The following is a 17,541-nucleotide window of genomic DNA, read 5'->3' on the forward strand; positions in this document are numbered from 1 at the left end:
ACGGGCCGCACCCGACGACCGAGTCCCGCAAGGCCGCACGCGCCACTCCCGTAACCGATCAACCGACACTCCGACGATCGTTCCGACGAAAGGCAGACCCATGAAGAACGTCCTGCGCGCCTCCGTGCCGACCGCGACCCACCCCGTCCGGGGGAACCGCGCCCTGGCGCGGGCCCGGCGCGCCGTGCGCTCCCTGCGGCGGGACGCGGGCATGAGCACGGCCGAGTACGCCGTCGGCACGCTCGCGGCGTGCGGCTTCGCCGCCGTGCTGTACCAGGTGGTGACGAGCGACCCGGTCAGCTCGGCGATGCAGCGGCTGGTGGAGAAGGCCCTCAGTGCGAGCCTGTGAACCGCGGGCCGACGACCGGGGCCAGGCCTCGGCCGAGCTGGCGGCCGTGGTCCCCACCCTGGCGCTCCTGGTCACGGTGTGCGTCTGGGGGCTGCTCACGGTCGGGGCGCAGATCCGGTGCCTGGACGCCGCCCGGGCCGGGGCGCGTGCGGCGGCCCGGGCGGAGCCGCTGGACGCGGTGCTGGCCACCGCCCGCTCCGCCGCGCCCCCGGCAGCCGCCGTCAGCGCGGAGCGGGAGGGAGCGCTGGTGCGGGTGCGGGTACGGGCCCAGTCGCCCGGGCCCGGCCCGCTGACCCTCACGGTGAGCGGGGAGGCGGTGGCCCATGCGGAGGAGGGCGGACGCGGGCGCTGATCCGCCGGCGGACCGCGGCTCGGCGACGGTGTGGGCGGTGGCGTGTGCGGCACTGCTGTGCACGGTGTTCACCGGCGTGCTCGCCGTGGGGCAGGTGGTGGCCGCGCGGCACCGGGCCGCGGCGGCGGCGGACCTGGCCGCGCTGGCGGCCGCCGACCACGCCCGGCTCGGTGAGCGCGCGGCCTGCGCCGTGGCGGAACGGGTGGCCGGAGCGCAGGGCGCCGTGGTCGTCCGGTGTGCGGTGCGGCTGCTCGTGGCCGACCTCACGGCCCAGGCCGGTTGGGGTCCGTACGACGTGCGGGCCCGCGCCCGGGCCGGTCCCGCCTCACTGTCCCCCGCAGCCCCGCAGCAACTCCGTCAGCACCCGGACGGCTCCTCGCTTGTGCAGCGGGTCGTTGCCGTTGCCGCACTTGGGGGACTGGATGCAGGACGGGCACCCGCTCTCGCACTCGCAGGCGTCGATCGCCTCCCGGGTCGCCGTCAGCCACTCCCGCGCGGTGTGGAAGGCCCGCTCGGCGAAGCCGGCCCCGCCGGGGTGGCCGTCGTAGACGAACACGGTGGGCAGGAGGGTGTCCGGGTGCAGCGGGACGGACACGCCTCCGATGTCCCAGCGGTCACAGGTGGCGAACAGCGGCAGCATGCCGATGGACGCGTGCTCGGCGGCGTGCAGGGCGCCGCCGAGCACCTCCGGGGTGACGCCGGCGGCGTCGAGCTGGTCCTCGGTGAGCGTCCACCACACCGCGCGGGTGCGCAGGGTGCGCGGCGGCAGGTCCAGCCGCGTCTCGTTGAGCACCTCGCCGGTGACCAGCTTGCGGCGCAGGTAGGAGACGACCTGGTTGGTGACCTCCACGGAGCCGAACGCGAGCCGCGCGGCGCCCCACGGCACCTCGGTCTCCGTCTCCAGCACGGTGATCGCGGTGGTGTCGCGCGCCATGGTGGTCCACGGCGGGCTGGCCTGCTCCACCAGGGCCACGGGGCCGCCCTCGGCCTCCGCCAGCTCCAGGTGCCGCACCACGTAGGTGCGGCCCTGGTGCAGGTGGACGGCGCCCTCGTGCACGGTGGTGTGCGCGGCCGCGGCGTCCACCGTGCCGAGCAGGCGCCCCGTGCCCTCTTCGACGACCTGCACCGGCCGTCCGCCCTGACCCCGGATGTCGGTGAGGTCGGCGGCCCGGCGGCGGCTGGTCCAGTACCAGGCGGCACCGCGCCGCCGCAGCAGCCGACGCTGCTGAAGCTGTGGTATCAGCTCGGCGGCGGCCGGGGAGAACAGGGCGAGGTCGCCCTCGGTCAGCGGCAGCTCGGCCGCGGCGGCGCACAGGTGGGGCGCGAGCACGTACGGGTTGTCCGGGTCGAGCACGGTGGTCTCGACGGGCTTGCGGAAGAGGGCGTCGGGGTGGTGGACGAGGTAGGTGTCCAGCGGGTCGTCCCGGGCCACCAGCACCGCCAGCGCGCCCTGCCCCCGGCGCCCGGCCCGCCCGGCCTGCTGCCACAGCGAGGCCCGGGTGCCGGGGTATCCGGCCAGCAGCACGGCGTCCAGCCCGGAGACGTCCACCCCCAGCTCCAGCGCGCTGGTGGCGGCCAGGCCCAGCAGGTCTCCCGAGTGCAGCGCGCGCTCCAGCGCCCGGCGTTCCTCGGGCAGATATCCGCCCCGGTAGGCCGCCACCCGTCCGGGCAGCGAGCGGTCGACCTCGGCCAGCCGGTCCTGGGCCAGCACCGCGATCAGCTCCGCGGCGCGCCGGGAGCGCACGAAGGCGACGGTGCGGACACCGCCGACGGCGAGGTCGGTCAAGAGCTCGGCCGTCTCGGCGGTCGCCGTGCGCCGCACCGGGGCGCCGCGCTCTCCGCGCAGCTCGGTCAGTGGTGGCTCCCACAGGGCGAACACCAGCTCACCGCGCGGCGAGGCGTCGTCGGTGACCTCGGTGACCGGCACCCCGGTCAGCCGGGACGCGGCCCGCCCGGGATCGGCGACGGTCGCGGAGGCGAGCAGGAACGTCGGCTCCGCTCCGTACCGCGCGGCCACCCGGCGCAGTCGGCGCAGCACGTGGGCGACGTGCGAGCCGAAGACGCCCCGGTAGGTGTGGCACTCGTCGACGACCACGTAGCGCAGCGCGCGCAGGAAGGAGGACCAGCGGGCGTGGCCGGGCAGGATGCCGCGGTGGAGCATGTCCGGATTCGTGAGCACGTAGTTGGCGTACTGCCGCACCCACTCGCGCTCCTCGGGCGGGGTGTCACCGTCGTAGACGGCCGGACGCACCGCCGTGCCCAGGGGGGCGGCCAGCTCGGCCAGGGCGCGCCGCTGGTCGGCGGCCAGCGCCTTGGTGGGGGAGAGGTACAGGGCCGTGGCCCCGCGCCCGCCGGGCCGCTCGGCGCCGTCCAGCAGCGCGCTGAGCACCGGCACGGCGTAGGCGAGCGACTTGCCGGACGCCGTCCCGGTGGCCACGACGACGGACTCGCCGCGCAGCGCCCGCTCCGCGGTGCGCGCCTGGTGCTCCCAGGGGCGTCCGATGCCCGCGTCCGCCACCGCGTCGATCACTTCCGGCCGAATCCGGGCTGGCCAGTCGGCATGACGTCCCGCGCGCGGGGGCAAGTGCTCCGTATGGGTGATGCGTGCGGAGCGGCGCGCCCCGGCGGTGAGCTGTTCGAGCACCGTCCGGGGCGGCACTGAGGCGGGCGTCGCCCCCGCCGGGGGCGGGCGTCGCCCGTCGACGCGCCCGTCGCGCCGCCTGTCAGGATTGCTGGCCATCGGTACCGAGTGTGTCACTGGCGCGACGGACAATGGCGGCAAGGCGTCGTGCACGCTTGTACTGAAGTGATTGAATGCCCCTGCGGCTGCCGATCCATGGGGGGCGACCGCTCGCTAGCAAGGTGCTGGAGGATATCCGTGGACCTGTCCTTGTCGACCCGAACTGTCGGCGATCGCACGATCGTCGATGTTGGCGGCGAGATCGATGTGTACACCGCTCCCAAGCTGCGTGAGCAGCTCGTGGAGCTGGTGAACGATGGCAACTTCCACCTTGTCGTGGATATGGAGCGCGTCGAGTTCCTCGACTCCACCGGTCTCGGTGTGCTCGTCGGTGGGCTCAAGCGCGTACGGGCCCACGAGGGCTCACTGCGCCTGGTGTGCAACCAGGAGCGCATTTTGAAGATTTTCCGGATCACCGGTCTGACCAAGGTGTTCCCCATCCACAACTCGGTCGACGAGGCCGTCGCGGCCACCGACTGACACGACTTCACCGGCCCCGGGCGGAGGCGCCCGGGGCCTGCTCCGAGCGCCCGGGTGCCGGGCCCCGGGGTGAGGCATCCGTACGACCTCCAGGGGGATGGCATGGCCACCGTCGAACTGCGTTTCAGCGCGCTTCCGGAGCACGTACGGACGGCGCGGCTCGTCGCGGCCGCGGTCGCCCGCCGTGCCGGGGTGGACGAGGCCGTGCTCGACGAGGTGCGCCTGGCCGTCGGTGAGGCGTGCAGCCGCGCCGTGGGCCTGCACCAGCGCAGCGGTCTGGACTCCCCGGTGCGGGTGGCGCTGTGCGAGGACGAGAAGTCGTTCTCCATCGAGGTGGGCGACGACGCCTCGGCCGTCCGGGCGGTGCCCGGCGCGCGCGGCCGGGAGGCCGCCGAGTCGGCCCAGGAACCGCCGGCCGAGGCGGAGGTCGACATGGGCCTGGCCGTCATCAGCGGCCTCGTCGACGACGTCGAGGTCTCGGCGGACGAGCGCGGCGGCCTTATCCGCATGTCCTGGCCCACGACGACGGCAGCCGTCCTGCCCTGAGCCCCCCGAACGTCGCGTTGACGGCGCATCCCCTCCGGGGGTGCGCCGTCAACGTGTGCGCTGCCGCGGTACGCCCCCGTTGCCGGACGCGTCCCCGCGTCCGGGCCCGTGACCTCCGGCGGCGTGATCGGATTCCGGGATCTTCCGTGCTGAGCTGCCGATAAACCCTGAACCGGTGATCTTTTATTGAGATCATCCATTCGGGGTCAGGGAATTCCCTCCCCTCCTCCTTGTGAGCGAATTCTCGCGGCGCTGCCGCCGTTCGATCTTCGCTGGGACAGGCTCGTTCCGGCTCATTCCCGTTCCCGCGCACTGTTTTGGTGCGGCGGTAATCCCTAGAATCCGCCACACATCTTTCCCGCACAACGCCACCAGCGCGCCCACGCGCCACACGTCAAGGAGGACGAATGGCGGGGCAACTCTCCCCACTTCCACACCACCAGCACCTGGCCGCCGATGCCGTACTCACCTCCGGCAACCGCGGCCTGGTGGTGGTGATCGCCGCGATCGCGGTGGCAGCACTGGCCGTCGCGGTGGTACTGCTGCGCCAGGTCCTCGCGGCCGGCGAGGGTACCGACAACATGAAGAAGATCGCCGCGGCCGTGCAGGAGGGCGCCAACGCCTATCTCGCCCGGCAGCTCCGCACGCTGGGCGTATTCGCGGTCGTCGTGTTCTTCCTGCTCATGCTGCTGCCCGCGGACGACTTCAACCAGCGCATCGGCCGCTCGCTGTTCTTCCTGGTCGGCGCCGCTTTCTCGGCGGCGACCGGGTATATCGGCATGTGGCTCGCCGTCCGCAGCAACGTACGCGTCGCGGCGGCCGCCCGGGAGGCGAGTCCCGGGGTCGGAGAACCGGAAAAGGATCTCACCGCGGTTTCCCACCGCGCGATGAAGATCGCATTTCGCACCGGTGGCGTCGTCGGCATGTTCACCGTCGGCCTCGGTCTGCTGGGCGCGGCCTGCGTCGTGCTCGTCTACGCGGCCGACGCGCCGAAGGTGCTGGAGGGCTTCGGCCTCGGTGCGGCCCTGATCGCGATGTTCATGCGTGTCGGCGGCGGCATCTTCACCAAGGCCGCCGACGTCGGCGCGGACCTGGTCGGCAAGGTCGAGCAGGGCATCCCCGAGGACGACCCGCGCAACGCCGCCACCATCGCGGACAACGTCGGCGACAACGTGGGCGACTGCGCCGGAATGGCGGCCGACCTCTTCGAGTCCTACGCCGTCGTGCTCGTCGCCAGCCTCATCCTGGGCACCGTCGCGTTCGGCGACGCCGGGTTGGCCTTCCCGCTCATCGTCCCGGCCATCGGCGTGCTCACCGCGATGATCGGCGTCTTCGTCGTCGCCCCCCGGCGCACCGACCGCAGCGGCATGACGGCGATCAACCGGGGCTTCTTCGTCTCGGCGGTCATCTCCCTCGCCCTGGTCGCGGCGGCCTCCTACGCCTACCTGCCCGCCACCTTCGCGGAGCTGGACAACGTCGGTGACGCGGGCATCGCCGCGCACGGCGGCGACCCGCGGCTGATCGCGCTCGTCGCGGTGGCCATCGGCATCGTGCTGGCCGCCCTCATCCAGCAGCTCACCGGCTACTTCACCGAGACCACCCGCAAGCCCGTGCGCGACGTGGGCCGCACCTCGCTGACCGGCCCGGCGACGGTCGTCCTCTCCGGCATCTCGCTCGGCCTGGAGTCCGCCGTCTACACCGCGCTGCTCATCGGCCTGAGCGTCTACGGCGCCTTCCTGCTGGGTGGCGCGTCGGTCATGCTGGCGCTGTTCGCGGTGGCGCTGGCCGGCACCGGTCTGCTGACCACCGTGGGTGTGATCGTCGCGATGGACACCTTCGGTCCCGTCTCCGACAACGCCCAGGGCATCGCGGAGATGTCCGGTGACGTGCAGGGCGCCGGCGCCCAGGTGCTCACCGACCTGGACGCGGTCGGCAACACCACCAAGGCCATCACCAAGGGCATCGCCATCGCCACCGCCGTACTGGCCGCGGCGGCGCTCTTCGGCTCCTACCGGGAGGCGTTCGAGACGGCCGCCGCCGAGGTGGGCGCACGGGCGGACGAGCTGGGCCTGAGCCTGGACATCGCGCAGCCGAACAACCTCGTCGGGCTGGTGCTCGGCGCCGCCGTGGTGTTCCTGTTCTCCGGGCTCGCGATCAACGCCGTCTCCCGCTCGGCCGGCGCCGTCGTCCTGGAGGTGCGCCGCCAGTTCCGCGAGCGTCCCGGCATCATGGACTACTCCGAAAAGCCCGAGTACGGGCGCGTGGTCGACATCTGCACCAAGGACGCCCTGCGCGAGCTGACCACACCCGGCCTGCTGGCGGTGCTGGCCCCGATCGCGGTCGGGTTCACCCTCGGGGTGGGCGCGCTGGCCGCGTTCCTGGCGGGCGCGATCGGCACCGGCCTGCTCATGGCGGTCTTCCTGGCCAACTCCGGTGGGGCGTGGGACAACGCCAAGAAGCTGGTCGAGGACGGCCACCACGGCGGCAAGGGCAGCGAGGCGCACGCCGCCACCGTCATCGGCGACACGGTGGGCGACCCGTTCAAGGACACCGCGGGCCCGGCGATCAACCCGCTGCTGAAGGTGATGAACCTGGTGGCGCTCCTGATCGCCCCGGCCATCGTCACGCTCTCCTACGGCGAGGACGCCAGCGCGGGGCTGCGCGCGCTGGTGGCGGTGGCGGCCCTGGTGGTCATCGTGGGCTCCGTCTACGTGTCCAAGCGACGCGGTGTGACCATGGACGGGGAGGAGGAGGGCAAGGCCGAGCGCCAGTCGGCCACGCCGTCCCCCGATCCGGTGTCGGCTCCCTGACGCACCCGCGGTGGACGCCGGGGCCCGCGCCGGGCGCCCGGCCCCTGTGGGCCACTGCGAGCGGGTGACGTGTCGCTGGACGCGTCACCCGCTCGCGCACGTCCGCCTCCGTCCCCGCCCCGCCCTTCCGCAGGGCTCGAGTACACCCCTGGGCAAACGCCTGCTTTAATGCGCGAAACGGGCGAATCGCGCACCCGGGTCGCCGTCGCGGCCGTCACGGCGTGTATCTTCCGGCCCGGTAGCCACGAAGGGATGGGTCAACCGGTGAACAAGAAGCTTGCCCTGGCGCTCTGCACCAGCGCGGTCCTGGCGGCGACGGCGACCGGGTGCGGCGACGACACCGACGAGCGCATCCAGTCGTGGGCACAGGAGGTCTGCAACGAGGTCGGACCGCAGGTGGAGAAGATCCAGAACGCCAACAACACCATCGCGGAGGCGGGGGGTGAGGACACCGCCCCGGCCGAGGTGCAGGAGGCGGACTCGCAGGCCTTCCAGAGTCTCTCCGAGGCCTACGGCGCCCTGGCCGACACGGTGGACGAGGCCGGCGACCCGCCCGTGGAGGACGGCGCCGAGCTGCGGGAGAACGCGGTGGCGGAGCTGAACGACATCTCCGACGCCTACTCGGGCCTCAAGGAGCGCATCGACGGCCTGGACACCGACGACCAGAGCGCCTTCGCCGACGGCCTCAACGGGATCGTCGAAGAGCTCAACCAGCTCGGGCAGAGCAGCCAGAACGCGCTGAGCGAGCTGCAGTCCGGCGAGCTGGGCCAGGCCATGTCGGAGCAGGAGGGCTGCCAGAGCCCCGCCCCGGGCGGCGACGCCTCGCCGGACGCGTGAAGCCGCCCGGCGCGCGCCGGAGTCGGCCGGTCGGGCGTACCCGCGCGGCCGCTCCGGGCGCGGTTCGGCCCACGGCCGGGGCGGCGCGCGGGCAGTGGCCACAATGGGAGGCGTGAGTACACACCCGCGAGCCCCCGAGCGTCCCCCGCACCCGCAGCACCTGCCGCACGCCGACGGCACCGGCACGGCACGGCTGCGCGAGGCCTTCCTCAGCGCCGACTTCACCGTCGACGGCCTGCTGGAGCTCCTCGGCGCCTCCGCCTACGCCGCACTCGCCCGCAGCGAGACGGTTCCCGCCGCGCGCGTCACCCGGGGCGGCGGTCCGCTGGAGACGCTGGTGCGGCTGTTCCTGCTCCAGCGTGCCGTGCCCCGGGCGCGGGCGGAGGCCGCGCTGCGCGGGGCGTACGCCGGGGCGCTCGCCGACGGGTGGCTGGCCCCGGCCGGGGCGGACGAGGTCCGCGCCACCGTCGACGTGCGCCCCTACGGCGGGCCGGAGGGCCAGGACTGGTGGATCGTCTCCGACCTCGGCTGCGCGGTCGGCGGCACCAGCGGTGTCGGCGACCGCCGGGCGGACGTCGTGCTCGGCGTGGGCGGCGCCTCCACCACGCTGGCCGGGATCACCGTGCGCACCCCCGTGCCCCGCGCCCTCGACCTCGGCACGGGCTCCGGCATCCAGGCGCTGCACGCCGCCCAGCACGCCACCTCGGTGACCGCGACCGACGTCAACCCGCGCGCACTGCGCTGCGCCGCGCTCACCCTGGCGCTCTCCGGAGCGGGCGAGCCCGATCTGCGCGAGGGCTCGCTCTACGCGCCGGTGGCCCACGACGAGCCCTTCGACCTGATCGTCTCGAACCCGCCCTTCGTCATCACCCCGCCCGGCGCCGGGGGCGCCCGGCTGGTGTACCGGGACGGCGGTCTCGGCGGCGACGACGTGTGCCGCACCCTGGTGCAGAGCGCCGCCGACCACCTCGCCGACGGCGGCTACTGCCAACTGCTGGCCAACTGGCAGCACGTCGCGGGGGAGGACTGGCGCGAGCGGCTGGCCTCCTGGCTGCCGCGCGGCTGCGACGCCTGGGTGGTGCAGCGCGAGGTGCAGGACGCCGCCCAGTACGCCGAGCTGTGGCTGCGGGACGCGGGCGACCACCGCGCGGAGCCGGACGGCGCGGACGGCTACGCGGCGCGCTACGACGCCTGGCTGACGGAGTTCGAGCGCACCGGCACGCAGGCGGTGGGCTTCGGCTGGATCACCCTGCGCAAGTCGGGCGCCGACGACCCGGCCGTGACGATCGAGGAGTGGACCCACCCGGTCGAGCAGCCGCTCGGGGACACCGTCCGCGCCCACTTCGAGCGCCAGGACTTCCTGCGCACGCACGACGACGCGGCGCTGCTGGGCACCCGGTTCGAGCTGGCGGAGGGAGTGCTGCAGGAGCAGATCGGTCCCCCGGGCGCCGAGGACCCCGAGCACGTCGTGCTCCGGCAGAGCCGCGGCATGCGCCGCGCGTCCCAGGTGGACACCGTGGGCGCCGGGTTCGCGGGCGTGTGCGACGGCACGCTGCCGGCCGGCCGCATCCTGGACGCCATCGCCCAGCTCGTCGGCGAGGAGCCGACCGTGCTGCGCGACCGCACGCCGCAGGCGATCCGGCTCCTGGTCGAGCAGGGGTTCCTGCTCCCGGCCGGGGAGGGCGGCCCCGCCGCGTAGGCGGCCGTTGGAGGGATCTTCAGCCCGTCGTTCACCCGATGTTCGGTCCACCGCCGCCCGGAACTGCGACGCTCCCGCCATGGAGAGTGCACCCGCGGCCTTCACCGGAGTCGTCTGCGCCCTGTTCGGCGTCGCACTGCTGTGCTGGACGGTCTCCCGTGTCCGGCAGGGCCGCCCGGTCGTCGTGGGCACGACGGCGGTCACTCCCTCCAGGGCCGCGGCGGTGGCCGCCGGCTGGGGTGTGGCGCTGTCCGCCGTCGGCGTGTGGCTGCTGACCGAGCTGTGACCCGCCCGCCGGACCGACCCGCCCGGCCCGCGCCGACGAAGTCGCGCGGCACCCTCCACGCGGCGGTCGGCGCGACGGCGGCGATGGCGCGGCCCCGCATGCCAAGCACCGACCGGTAGCGCCACCCGTCCGACCCCGCGAGCGGCCGGGGGCCGTGCGCCACCCGGGTATCGCCACAGGCCGGGCGGCCCGCCCGGACGGAGCCCCTCCGAGTGGCCCCGGAGCCGGGCGCCACGCCCGTCTCCAGCACGACACACACCCGTGCGGGCCCGACGCGCCACCCCGCGCGCCGGGGTAGTCGGGTGCCGGAGCCCGGCCCACGCGCACGGCCGCCGCCGGATTCCGCGCCCCTGATCAACCCGGGCGGCGGCCGCACCCGCGCACAATGGTCGGGGGCCCTGTCCCGCGCACCGGCCCGCGAACCTCCGCCCCCGCGCAAACCGCCGCCGCACCAATCCGCCCCCGCGCAAACCCGCCCCGCGCATCTCCCGGCGGCGTCGGCTCGCGCGCCACACGACGGGTCACCGGTGCGCGTCTGTCGCGTATGCGCGCAAAGACCGCTACGCGCGTTGCGTCCCCCTGTTCGACGTACCGGAGTGGCGCCGCCCGGTCCGGCGTGCCGGCGGCCGACCCGGGGCCGGACGACCTGGGTACCCTCGGCGGTGGTGCAGCCGCGCAGGGGCCACGCAGGGACCACGAGAGACCGGTCGACGCGCTGCCGAACGGCGGCGAGGTGATAAGTCGGGTTACCGTTCGAGTGGCGTTGCTGACTTTTCCCGTTTGACAGGAGAGCGGGAGGTACGGTCACACTCCGACCCACCGGCGCGGTGCAGTGCGCTGCACGGTACGCGCGTCGGGCACGGGGGCAGGCCGGAGCTGCCGACCCCGCCACCCGACGCGAGCCACCGCACAGGAGTGACCTCGGCACCGCTGACCACCGACCGGAGAGAAGAGCAGAAGTTGTCCCCGACCAGCGATACCGCAACCAGCGGGCGCCGCCTCGTCATCGTCGAGTCGCCCGCCAAGGCGAAGACGATCAAGGGCTACCTCGGCCCTGGCTACGTCGTCGAGGCGAGCGTCGGGCACATCCGCGACCTGCCGAACGGCGCCGCCGAGGTGCCCGCCAAGTACAAGGGCGAGCCCTGGGCCCGGCTCGGCGTGGACGTGGACCACGACTTCGAGCCGCTCTACGTGGTCAACAGCGACAAGAAGGACCAGGTCAAGAAGCTCAAGCAGCTCCTGGCCGAGTCCGACGAGCTCTACCTCGCCACTGACGAGGACCGCGAGGGCGAGGCCATCGCCTGGCACCTGCAGGAAGTGCTGAAGCCGAAGGTGCCGGTGCGCCGGATGGTCTTCAACGAGATCACCAAGGACGCCATCCGCGACGCCGTCAACAACACGCGCGACCTGGACCAGAAGCTGGTGGACGCGCAGGAGACCCGCCGCATCCTGGACCGCCTCTACGGCTACGAGGTCTCCCCGGTGCTGTGGAAGAAGGTCATGCCGCGCCTGTCGGCCGGCCGGGTGCAGTCGGTGGCCACCCGCCTGGTCGTGGAGCGCGAGCGCGAGCGCATGGCGTTCCACACCGCCGAGTACTGGGACCTCACCGGCACCTTCGGCACCGGTCGCGCCGGCGACGCCTCCGACCCGCGCCAGCTCACCGCGCGGCTGTCCGCCGTCGACGGCCGCCGCGTCGCGCAGGGCCGCGACTTCGGTCCCGACGGGCAGCTCAAGCGCGCCGACCAGGTGCTCCACCTGGACGAGCCGGGCGCCCGCGCGCTCGCCGCCGCCCTGGCGGACACCCGGTTCGCCGTCCGCTCCGTCGAGTCCAAGCCGTACCGCCGCTCCCCGTACGCGCCGTTCCGTACGACGACGCTCCAGCAGGAGGCGTCGCGCAAGCTCGGGATGGGCGCCAAGGTGACGATGCAGGTCGCCCAGCGCCTGTACGAGAACGGTTTCATCACCTATATGCGTACGGACTCCACCACGCTTTCGGGCACGGCCGTCAGCGCCGCCCGCGCCCAGGTCACGCAGCTCTACGGCGCCGACTACCTGCCGGACCGGCCGCGTGCGTACGCCGGGAAGGTGAAGAACGCGCAGGAGGCCCACGAGGCGATCCGCCCTTCGGGTGACCGTTTCCGCACGCCGGCGGAGACGAGGCTCACCGGCGAGCAGTTCAAGCTCTACGAGCTGATCTGGAAGCGGACGGTGGCCTCCCAGATGAAGGACGCCGTCGGCCAGTCCGTCACCGTCAAGGTGGCCGGGCGCTCGGCGGACGGCCGCGACGCCGAGTTCTCCGCGTCCGGCAAGATCATCACCTTCCACGGCTTCCTCAAGGCCTACGTGGAGGGCGCCGACGACCCGAACGCCGAGCTGGACGACCGCGAGCGCCGGCTGCCGCAGGTCACCGAGGGCGACGCGCTCACCGCCGAGGAGATCACCCCGGACGGGCACGCCACCAAGCCCCCCGCGCGCTACACCGAGGCCACGCTGGTCAAGGAGCTGGAGGAGCGCGAGATCGGCCGCCCGTCGACGTACGCGTCGATCATCAGCACCATCCTGGACCGCCGCTACGTGTTCAAGAAGGGCACGGCGCTCGTCCCGTCCTTCCTGTCCTTCGCCGTCGTCGGCCTGCTGGAGAAGCACTTCGGCCGCCTCGTCGACTACGACTTCACGGCGCAGATGGAGGACGACCTCGACCGCATCGCACGCGGTGACGCCGAGTCCGTGCCCTGGCTGCGCCGGTTCTACTTCGGCGAGGGCCAGGCGGCGTCCCCCGGCGGCGCCGCCGAGGCCGGGAACGGCGACGGCGACCACCTGGGCGGGCTCAAGGAGCTCGTCTCCGACCTGGGTGCCATCGACGCCAAGGGCGTGTCGTCCTTCCCCGTCGGCGACGGCATCGTGCTGCGCGTGGGCCGCTTCGGCCCGTACGTGGAGAAGCCGGGCCCCGAGGGGGAGACCGGCCAGCGCGCCGACGTACCCGACGACCTGCCCCCGGACGAGCTGACCGTCGAACTGGCCGAGGAGCTCTTCGCCAAGCCCAGCGGCGAACGCGAGCTGGGCACGGACCCGGGCAGCGGTCGCCCGATCGTCGCCAAGTCGGGGCGCTACGGGCCCTACGTCACCGAGGTGCTGCCCGAGGGCACGCCGAAGACGGGCAAGAACGCGGTCAAGCCGCGCACGGCGTCGCTCTTCAAGACCATGTCGCTCGACACGGTGACGCTGGACGACGCCCTGCGCCTGCTCTCCCTGCCCCGCGTCGTGGGCGTCGACCCGGAGTCGGGCACGGAGATCACCGCGCAGAACGGGCGCTACGGGCCGTATCTGAAGAAGGGCACCGACTCCCGCTCCCTTCAGACCGAGGACCAGCTCTTCACCGTCACCTTGGAGCAGGCCCTCGCCCTCTACGCCCAGCCCAAGCAGCGCGGTCGGGCCGCCGCGAAGCCGCCGCTGAAGGAGCTGGGCAACGACCCGTCCAACGACCGCCCGGTCGTGGTCAAGGACGGCCGCTTCGGCCCCTACGTCACCGACGGGGAGACGAACGCCACCCTGCGCCGCGACGACGACGTCGAGACGATCACCCCCGAGCGCGCCTACGAGCTGCTGGCCGAGAAGCGCGCGAAGGGCCCGGCGAAGACCGCCGCGAAGAAGACGACGACGGCCAAGAAGAGCGCGGCCAAGAAGACGACGGCGAAGAAGAGCGCGGCGAAGAAGACCGCGGCGAAGAAGACGACGACGGCCAAGAAGAGCGCGGCCAAGAAGACGACGGCGACGAGGTCCGCCGCCGAGAAGGCCCCCAGCTCCGCGGAGTGACGACGGGCCGCGCCCGCACCGGCTGACCGGCGGGCGCGGTCGTCCCCACCGCCGCGCCGCCCACCCGGCGGTGCGGCGGTGAGGAAACAGCCGCGGCCGGGCCCAGCGACTCAGGCCGCGGCCGGGCCCAGCGACTCAGGCCGCGGCCGGGCACAGCGGTTCGGCGCGGCGGTCGGCGCGCGCCCGGAGTCGGCCGCTGCCCGCCAACGTCCCACCCGCCGCTGCCCACCGCGCACCGCCGCAACACGCCGTAGGCCGTATGTTCGGGTCCGCGCCGACCCTGTCGGCGCAACTCGATACGCTGCCCGTATGACGCGTGCAGAGCAGCCATCGGTCGGTAGCGCCGCCTCCGAAGCCCTCGCCGCGGACTCCCGCGAGCGCGCGGTGCGGGCCCTGGTCCGCTACCCGCCCCTGCGCCGACTGTGGAGCGCCCACTACGTCAGCGGCATCGGCGACGCCCTGGCGCTGTTCGTGCTGACGCTCCTGACGGTGCAGGCGGTGCTCGGCGTCATGCTCACCGGCTCCACGACCGTGTTCGGCGGCGGTTACCGCGGCGTCGCCCTGGCCGTCGCCGCCGTGTTCGCCACCCGGCTGCTGGCCACGCTGCTCTTCGGCGCCGTACTGCTCGGCCCCGTCTCGTCCCTGCTGACGCCCGGCAGCGCGCTGGACCGCCGCTGGACGATGATCGGCGCCGACGGCTTCCGGGCCGCGCTGCTGATCGTCGCCCCGCTGTGGATCACCTGGACGCCGGCCAACGCCTCCGCGTTCCTGCTGATCACGGTGTTCCTCACCGGCGTCGCGGAGCGGCTGTGGGCCGTGGCCAAGGACAGCGCGGCCCCGGCCCTGCTCCCCGCCCCGCCGCCCGAGGGCGCGGCCGTGCGCCCGCTGCCGGACCACCACGAGGCGCTGCGCCGCCTGTGGGTGCGCGGCAGCTTCCTCGCCTTCCCCGCCGCGGGCGTCGTGCTGCTCGCCGTCTCGCTGCTCAGCAACCTGCTGGGCACCTTCCTGACCTGGTTCACCGAGCACCAGGCGGCCCTGGCCTCCTACGTCGCCGCCGGGCTGTTCGCGGCGTCGGTCTCGCTGCTGGTCTTCCTGCGCGTCCCCACGGGCCGCACGCCGCGGCCGCGCTCCCCCTTGGAGGGCCTGCGCCGGCCGCGTACCGACACCGGCCCGGACACCGGCCGCACCGGCGCCGTGCCGCTGCTGGTGCTGACGGCGGCCGCCATCGCGGGCACGGTCGCCGCAGCCGTCGCGCTGGCCGTGCCGCACGCGCTGGACCTGGGCGGCGGTCCGGTCACGTACGCGCTGCTCCTGATCGGTCTGACGGGGGGGACGGCCGCCGGAATCCGGCTGGCCGCGCGCGCGCTGCCGGGGCTGTCCCCGCGCCGCCTCCTGGCGCTCGCCCTCACCGCGACGGGCGTGGCCCTGCTGCTCACCGGCCTGGTGGCCGACACCGCGACGGTGCTGGCGGCCGCGCTGGCCACCGGCGTCGGCGCGGGCGTCGCCGCCCGTACCGCGCACAACCTGCTGGACCAGGAGACCGAGGACGCCCGCCGCCCCCGGGTGACCGAGCACCTGGGCGCCGTCGTGCGGCTCACCGTCGCGCTCGCCGCCATCGTCGCCCCGGTGCTGGCCGCGCTCATCGGCGACCAGCGTGTGGAGAGCGGCAAGTTCGTCTTCGCCCACGGCGGCGCCGCGTTCGTCCTCATGCTGCTCGGCGCGCTGCTGCTGCCCGTCGCGGCCCTGGTGCTCACCAAGGCCGACGACCGCCGGGGCGTGCCGCTGCGCCGCGACGTGCTGGACGTCCTGCGCGGCGGCGACCCGGCGCAGGCCCCGTCCGGCACCGGTTTCCTCATCGCCCTGGAGGGCGGCGACGGCGCCGGGAAGTCGACGCAGGCCGAGGCGCTGGCGGAGTGGATCCGCGGCAAGGGCCACGAGGTCGTCCTCACCCGCGAGCCGGGCGCCACACCGCTGGGCAAGCGGCTGCGCTCGATCGTGCTGGACGTCTCCTCCACCGGGCTCTCCGACCGCGCCGAGGCCCTGCTCTACGCGGCCGACCGCGCCGAGCACGTCGAAAGCGTCGTGCGCCCGGCCCTGGAGCGCGGCGCCGTCGTCATCACCGACCGCTACATCGACTCCTCCGTGGCCTACCAGGGCGCCGGGCGCGAGCTGGCGCCCACCGAGGTCGCCCGGATCTCGCGCTGGGCCACCGGCGGCCTCGTCCCGCACCTGACGGTGCTGCTCGACGTCTCGCCGGAGACGGCCCGCGAGCGCTTCACCGAGGCGCCGGACCGGCTGGAGTCGGAGTCGGCCGACTTCCACCAGCGGGTGCGCTTCGGCTTCCTGGCGCTGGCCGCGGCCGACCCGGCCCGGTACCTCGTGGTGGACGCCGGGCAGGAGCCGGAGTCCGTCACCGGCGTCGTCCGGCACCGGCTCGACCAGGTGCTGCCGCTGTCCGAACAGGAGATCAGGGAGCGCGAGGAGGCCCGCCGCCGGTCCGAGGAGGAGCGCAGGCGGCGCGCGGAGGAAGAGGCCGCACGCCGGGCCGAGGAGGAGCGCCGCAAGGCCGAGGCCGAGCGGCTGGAGCGTGAGCGGCAGGCGGAGCTGGCCCGGCTGGAGCGCGAACGCGAGGAGGAGCTCGCCCGGCAGCGCGCCGAGGAGGAGGCCCGCGAGGAGGAGCGCCGCCGCCGGGAGGCGGAGAACGCCCGGCGCGCGGCCGAGGCCCGGCTCGCCGAGGAGACGCGTCGGCGCGCCGAGGAGCTGGAGCGGCAGCGCGAGGAGGAGCGCCGACGCCGCGAGGCCGAGGAGCGGGCCCGGCAGGAGGAGCAGGAACGCCTGCGCAGGCGGCACGAGCGGCAGCAGCGGGAGCGGGCGGAGGAGGCCGCCCGCCGCGCGGAGAAGCAGCGCCAGGCCGAGGAGGCCCTGCTGCGGGCCGAGCGGTCCCGGGCCGCGCGGGGCGCCGCGCCCGGCCCGGACGAGGACACGGTGCAGGTGCCGCAGGTCGGCCCGGACGCCCCCGCCGCGCAGCCGCCGGAGGCGGACGGGACGCGCAAGCTGCCCCGGGTCTCGCTGGAGAAGGACGACGACGCCGCCCCGGACGCCGTCCCCGGTGCCGCCGCGGACGCCGCCCCCGGTGCCGACGACCGCACGCGGGAGATCCCGCGGCTCGAAGAGGACCGTACCCGGGAGATCCCGCGGCTCGAAGAGGACCGTACCCGGGAGATCCCGCGGCTCGAAGAGAACCGCACGCGGGAGATACCGCGGCTCGAGGAGGACCGTACCCGGGAGCTGCCCCAGGTCGACGCCGAGGGCCGCCCGGCCCGCCGCCGTCCCGCCTGGGCCGAGGAGACCCCGATGGACGACCTCCCCACCCTCGCCGACGAGCTGCTGGGCCCCTACCGGAACGAGCCCGGTGACCGGTCGCGGGACGCGGCGGCAGCGGACGACGACCGCCCGGACGGCGATCACCGCTGACGTCTCCGCCCGCCCCGGCCCGGCGGGCGTCGGCCCGCGCCGGGCCGGGGCGGGCGCGGGGCGACGGCGCCCCGGCGCCTTCGCGCGGCCTCGCCGCGCAGCAGGTCAGCCGGTCACCGGGCGACGGGGGCGGAGGAGCGGGAACGGCAGGGGCA

11 protein-coding genes and 1 pseudogene are annotated in these 17,541 nt (G+C 74.5%); 11 read left to right on the top strand and 1 reads right to left on the bottom strand.

The genetic code is table 11. The features are described 5' to 3' along the window. The first annotated feature begins 100 nt into the window (after nucleotides 1–100). From OSB71_RS16910 to OSB71_RS16920, 3 genes and pseudogenes are all read left to right on the top strand, one after another. Nucleotides 101–349, top strand: a complete 249-nt coding sequence (locus tag OSB71_RS16910) for a DUF4244 domain-containing protein (protein ID WP_265948955.1) — start codon at nucleotides 101–103, stop codon at nucleotides 347–349. Further along, nucleotides 336–701, top strand: coding sequence for a TadE family type IV pilus minor pilin (locus tag OSB71_RS16915; RefSeq protein WP_265948957.1), 366 nt, complete (start codon nucleotides 336–338; stop codon nucleotides 699–701). Before OSB71_RS16910 ends, OSB71_RS16915 begins: the two co-directional genes overlap by 14 nt. Further along, a pseudogene (locus OSB71_RS16920) lies at nucleotides 673–963 on the top strand (Rv3654c family TadE-like protein); the annotation flags it as partial. The gene OSB71_RS16915 and the pseudogene OSB71_RS16920, both read left to right, overlap by 29 nt. Before the next feature lie 63 nt (nucleotides 964–1,026). Here OSB71_RS16920 and OSB71_RS16925 read toward each other — a convergent pair. Next, entirely contained in the window at nucleotides 1,027–3,441 is a 2,415-nt protein-coding gene (locus OSB71_RS16925; RefSeq protein WP_265948958.1) for a DEAD/DEAH box helicase, read from the bottom strand. Nucleotides 3,442–3,579: 138 nt separating this feature from the next. On the opposite strand from OSB71_RS16925, the gene OSB71_RS16930 reads away from it, so the two are divergent. The 8 genes from OSB71_RS16930 to tmk all read left to right on the top strand — a co-directional run bounded on the left by OSB71_RS16930 (nucleotide 3,580) and on the right by tmk (nucleotide 17,386). Next, nucleotides 3,580–3,921 carry an STAS domain-containing protein gene (locus tag OSB71_RS16930; protein WP_191209393.1) on the top strand — a complete coding sequence of 114 codons (342 nt, stop codon included), beginning with the start codon at nucleotides 3,580–3,582 and terminating at the stop codon, nucleotides 3,919–3,921. 102 nt (nucleotides 3,922–4,023) lie between these two features. Continuing rightward, nucleotides 4,024–4,467 (top strand): ATP-binding protein, encoded by a 444-nt coding sequence (locus tag OSB71_RS16935; protein ID WP_265948959.1) that lies wholly within the window; start codon nucleotides 4,024–4,026, stop codon nucleotides 4,465–4,467. 407 nt (nucleotides 4,468–4,874) lie between these two features. After that, nucleotides 4,875–7,277 carry a sodium-translocating pyrophosphatase gene (locus OSB71_RS16940; protein ID WP_265948960.1) on the top strand — a complete coding sequence of 801 codons (2,403 nt, stop codon included), beginning with the start codon at nucleotides 4,875–4,877 and terminating at the stop codon, nucleotides 7,275–7,277. A 264-nt stretch (nucleotides 7,278–7,541) separates the two neighbouring features. Beyond that, complete coding sequence (locus OSB71_RS16945; protein ID WP_265948961.1) at nucleotides 7,542–8,114, top strand: small secreted protein; 573 nt, start codon at nucleotides 7,542–7,544, stop codon at nucleotides 8,112–8,114. Between the two features lie 103 nt (nucleotides 8,115–8,217). Then, complete coding sequence (locus OSB71_RS16950; RefSeq protein WP_265948963.1) at nucleotides 8,218–9,813, top strand: DUF7059 domain-containing protein; 1,596 nt, start codon at nucleotides 8,218–8,220, stop codon at nucleotides 9,811–9,813. 79 nt (nucleotides 9,814–9,892) lie between these two features. After that, the gene (locus OSB71_RS16955) at nucleotides 9,893–10,099 is read left to right on the top strand and encodes a hypothetical protein (RefSeq protein ID WP_265948964.1); all 207 of its coding nucleotides are present in this window, start codon (nucleotides 9,893–9,895) and stop codon (nucleotides 10,097–10,099) included. A 960-nt stretch (nucleotides 10,100–11,059) separates the two neighbouring features. Continuing rightward, nucleotides 11,060–13,912, top strand: a complete 2,853-nt coding sequence (gene topA / locus OSB71_RS16960) for a type I DNA topoisomerase (RefSeq protein WP_265948965.1) — start codon at nucleotides 11,060–11,062, stop codon at nucleotides 13,910–13,912. A 309-nt stretch (nucleotides 13,913–14,221) separates the two neighbouring features. Further along, nucleotides 14,222–17,386, top strand: a complete 3,165-nt coding sequence (tmk, locus tag OSB71_RS16965) for a dTMP kinase (protein WP_265948966.1) — start codon at nucleotides 14,222–14,224, stop codon at nucleotides 17,384–17,386. Nucleotides 17,387–17,541: the final 155 nt, after the last annotated feature.

The sequence above is a fragment of the Streptomyces marinisediminis genome (assembly GCF_026262575.1).
GTDB classification, from domain to species: Bacteria; Actinomycetota; Actinomycetes; order Streptomycetales; family Streptomycetaceae; genus Streptomyces; species Streptomyces marinisediminis.